A 4,658-nucleotide genomic window follows, 5' to 3' on the forward strand; every position below is an offset into this window, starting at 1 on the left:
CGAGACCAAGGCTGCGAGGGGACACCACAAACAACAAGGCCAGCCAAACCCCACGACTGCCTAAACACGCGAAAAGGCGCCACGGAAAGCACTCCGTAGCGCCTACTCGGCGTGCCTAGAGGCCCAAGACCGGCCCGTTGGCGCGGACGAGCTGGCGGGCTTCCTCGCGGACGACATCGTAGATGGTCAGCGTTGGGGCCAACTGCGCGAGCTCCGCCCAGGTGGTCAGGTGCTCCGGCTTCAGCGGCACGTAGTAGGAGACTCGGCCCTTGAGCTCGGCGGCGCCGGCGCGCGTGATGTGCGCGGCCATGGCCGACAGGTAGGGCACCCAGGCCCACTGGTTCTTCTGGCGCTTGCCGGCGGTGTGCGCAAACCGGCGCAGCAGGTGCAGGTGCGCGCGGATTTCCTCGCCGAGGACGTTCGCCTCCTGCTTCATCATCTCTTCCCGGAATTCCGCGAAGCCCGAGACGTCGATGAACTTCTTCCGGCGGCGCAAGATCTCGGCCCAGCCGTGGCGCAGGGCGGAGGTATCGGCGACGCGGCGGGCGGCGGCGACATCGTAGAGCGCCTCCAGCGCCTGCTGCGTGTTATTCGCCTTGGCCGCCGTCAGCACCTCCTTCATCACCTGCTGCGTGTCCGCGGTGCCGGTGTCCTCGCCGCCGCGCAGCAGTTCCAAGAGCACCTCGCCGCCGGCGGTGCGGATGAAATCGGTGGCATCGTCCCAGTCGGCGTGCCCGTCGACCAGATCGTTGAGCTGCTCGACGACGCGGATCCACGGCAGCGCACGGAACTCCGCCACGCGCTCGCCGTTGCTGTGGAAGTCATAATTGGCCAGCCCGTGCGCGATAGCCAGGGCCGGCTGGTCGCCGGAGCGCACGTTGGATCGCCCCAGCGCCTCGAGCATGTGGCGCGGGTCGGCATCGATGGTCTTGCGCAGCACACCGGCCATCGGTCGGGTAGCGGCCGGGCCCAGGTTCCGCAGCGCGAACAGGTGGCGCCACAGCGCGGGCTGCTCGTGCTTGGCAATGGTCGCCCGCGGGTTCGTCCCGGAGAGCTTGTAGGCCAGCTCGTCGCCCTGTCCGTCGTCGAAGTAGCCGTCCTGGGCGACGATGAACGCCCGCATCGACGGCCGGTTCGGCGCCTTGGCCTGGTAGCCGGGCTGCGCCTCCACCACGTCGACGGCCAGTGGGCCGGCCTCCTGCAGCTCCTCGGGCACGCGCGTGGCAAGCTGCGCGGAAAATTCCACCCGCCACGGCGCGATGTCCGGGCGCGTGACCGGCCACAGGAAACCAGTCAGCCGCCGGCCCATCGCGTTGCCGGACAGCCGCAGGCTATCGCCCACAATCCGCCCCGACAGCTCAAACTCCGACTCGTTCAGCCGCAGCAGGGTAGCCAACTGCACGTCCGGGGTGGCGTGCGCCTCCCACGCCTTCTCGAACTCGAGCTCCGAGCCGAAGGAATCCGCCAGCTCGGACCACGTCTGCGCCGCCGATGCCGGATGCCACGCCAGCGTGGCCACCAAGTTCGCGTGCGCCTCGGGGAAGGCATGCTGGATGGCGCTATTGCCCACCGTGAACACGCGTCCGTGGCGGCGGCGCTTGAGCTGGATGACCTTGACCTTGCGGGAGACCTCGTGGGTCAGCAGCAGGGCTGCAGACCCGCCGATGGCCACGGGGAAACGCACCTTCAGCTCGCCGTTGCGCGCCAGGGAACCCTGCGGGATGGTGCCGGGGTGGGTATCCCAGTCCGGCTGTTCGCCACGCAGGTCCAGCGAATACTTCAGTGCCTTGGGCACCACCACGACGTCGAGGCAGTAGTCCACCGCGTTGGAGATCTGGAACATGGCGGTCTCGGCATCGCGGGGCACGGACTGCGTCTTGTCGAAGGGCACGTCGATGTACTTTTCCGCCGCCTTGCGCTGGGAGTAGTAAGCCTTGGTATAGGCGTTGGCGTCGGCGGCCTGGTCGGGGTGCCTAAACTGCGCGCCGTTATAGGTCACGTGCAGGTCAAAGCCCTCGGCCATGTTGAAGGTGCGGCGATCCACCAGGGTCTCGTTGCGCAGCACGTCGATCTCGTAGCGGCCGACCCAGGCGTCCTCGTAGGCGTCGGCGAACAGCGCCAGCTCCTGGCCCTGGAACTCGGCCAACTCCAGTAGCTGCTCGACCAGCTCGCGCTCGCCCAACGGGTCGACGTAGTACAGCTCCACGGACCACTCCGGCGCCGGGTCGACCGGCAGCACCAGGCGCGGCGACGAGCCGTAGATGCGCCCGCCATCCGTGCCGCGCACGTCCGCGATAGCGTTGTCGGCGCTGCGCCACTCCGACAGGCGCGAATGTGGGTCCTGCGGGGTCGACACGCGCACCTGGCGGGTGGTGAAGCTGGCCGGGTGATCCAGCGCGATGGTCAGCGTCTCAATTTCCGCGGCGGCCAGGTCGCGCAGCTCGAAGAGAGACCACTCCGGCCAGGTGGTAAAGCGCAGCTCGTCGGCGACCTCCACGGCCGCGCCCTCGGCGGAGAACTTCGTGCGCGTCGGCGCCAAGACAAAGACCTCCGCGGTGGTGATGCGGTGCTGGTCCGGCAACGGGCGACAGTCCGGGCCGAAGAAGAGGACGGGGAAGTCCTCGGCCACCACGCCTAGGCGGTGCTTGGTGCCGCTGGCCGCGTGCGTGGCGGTGACCCGAGCGGTCGGCTGGACGAGCGCGACGCGGGAGGGGGCATCGCGCAGCTCGGGCGGCTGGGCATGCGGGGTAATCCGGAAGGTGTCGAAGCCGGCGTCGACGGACCACGCACTCGACGGGTCGGGCAGGACCAGGCTCAGGCGCCCGGCCTCCGGGTCGAGCTCCAGCCACGGGCGATACTCCGCGTAAGGCGCCACCGGCAGCTCCAGCGGCTCCGTGTCCACCCTGCCCGACGATGCCACCTCGCGCACCGCCTCCAGCGCCTCGCCGTCGACCTGCAGCTGGGCGGCGGCTGTGTCCCAGAAGGAGGCGGAATCGGCCAGCTGGGTGCGCGTATTGGTCAGCACGGCGGCCACGACGTTGGGGTGGGCGCCCGCGACCTCGGCCGGGGTTTCGGCGGCTGCTAGGGCGCGGCCGAACTCGGTGCTCAGCCAATCGAGCTGGGCGGCGCTCAGCTCGGCCGGGTCGTGGTCGGCAAGGGCGTCGTCAGCGGCGCGCAGGCGCTCAGCGGCCGTGGAAAAGCGCTGGAGGCAAGAGGGGAAATCTGCAGGGAAGACCACGGGTTAAAACTCCTGAAGTGGTGAAGCAAGAATGTGGGCAGTAGCAGTGACAGTACTGAGCCCGAACCTTAAACGTCGGTAAAGGCTCGGGCTCGGTGGCGGGGCGGGCATTTTAGTCGAGGTAGTCCCGCAAGACCTGAGAGCGCGAGGGGTGGCGCAGCTTCGACATGGTCTTGGACTCGATCTGGCGGATGCGCTCGCGGGTAACGCCGTAGACCTGGCCGATTTCGTCTAAAGTCCGCGGCATGCCGTCGGTCAGGCCGAAGCGCAGGCGCACCACGCCGGCCTCGCGCTCGGACAAGGTGGTCAGAACGTCCTGGAGCTGGTCCTGCAGGAGGGTGAAAGAGACGGCATCGACAGCGATGACGGCCTCGGAGTCCTCGATGAAGTCGCCCAACTGGCTGTCGCCCTCGTCGCCGATGGTCTGGTCCAGCGAGATGGGCTCACGCGCGTACTGCTGGATCTCCAGCACCTTTTCCTCGGTGATGTCCATCTCCTTGGCCAGCTCCTGCGGGGTGGGCTCGCGCCCCAGGTCCTGCAGCAGCTCGCGCTGGATGCGGCCTAGCTTGTTGATGACCTCGACCATGTGAACCGGGATGCGGATGGTGCGGGCCTGGTCGGCCATGGCGCGGGTAATGGCCTGGCGGATCCACCAGGTGGCGTAGGTGGAGAACTTGTAGCCCTTGGTGTAGTCGAACTTCTCCACGGCGCGGATAAGGCCCAGGTTGCCTTCCTGGATGAGGTCGAGGAAGGCCATGCCGCGGCCGGTGTAGCGCTTGGCCAGGGAGACCACCAGGCGGAGGTTGGCCTCCAGCAGGTGGTTCTTAGCCTTGCGGCCGTCGCGGGAAATGGTGCGCAGGTCGCGCTTGAGCGACGGGGAGAGCTTGGCGTCCTTGTCGCCGTCGGCGAGTGCCTTTTGCATCTCGTCCATGCGGTGCTGGGCGTAGAGCCCGGCCTCAATGCGCTTGGCCAGCGAGACCTCCTGCTCCGCGTTCAGTAGCGCGACCTTACCGATCTGCTTGAGGTAGGCGCGCACTGAGTCCGCGGAGGCAGTCAGCTGGGCGTCCTTGCGGGCCTGGCGCAGCGCGGCGGATTCCTCCTCGTCCCACACGGAGGAGCCGTCGTCTTCTTCCTCGTCCTCGTCGACGTCATCGACGTCGCCGGACAGCTCCTCGTCCTCGTCGTCGAGGTGCTCTTCCAAGTCGGCGTGGTCCGGCTCGAAGTCATCGTCAGTGACGCTGGCTCCGAACTCGTCCTCGTTGTCGGTCTCCGGCTTCTGCTCCTCGGCCGCGGTGGCCGCGAGGTTCTGCTCGTCGTCCTTGGTCTTCTTCGCGGTCGCCTTCTTCGGTGCGACCTTGCGGGTCGACTTCTTGGCGGTCTTCTTTGCCGACTTCTTCGCAGTCTTTTTAGCGGTCTTCTT

General features: G+C 67.8%; 2 protein-coding genes. Both read right to left on the reverse strand.

Annotated elements, in window-relative coordinates:
- Positions 1 to 115 precede the first annotated feature (115 nt).
- Positions 116 to 3,238: a hypothetical protein gene (locus tag HMPREF3067_RS03160; RefSeq protein ID WP_246819219.1), complete on the reverse strand. Its 3,123-nt coding sequence runs from the start codon at positions 3,236 to 3,238 to the stop codon at positions 116 to 118.
- Positions 3,239 to 3,350: 112 nt separating this feature from the next.
- Positions 3,351 to 4,658: RNA polymerase sigma factor (locus HMPREF3067_RS03165; RefSeq protein WP_246819220.1), on the reverse strand; the 1,308-nt coding region annotated here is incomplete at its 5' end.

Origin of the sequence: Corynebacterium sp. HMSC04H06 (genome assembly GCF_001815935.1) — a bacterium.
In the GTDB taxonomy this organism is placed as follows: domain Bacteria; phylum Actinomycetota; class Actinomycetes; order Mycobacteriales; family Mycobacteriaceae; genus Corynebacterium.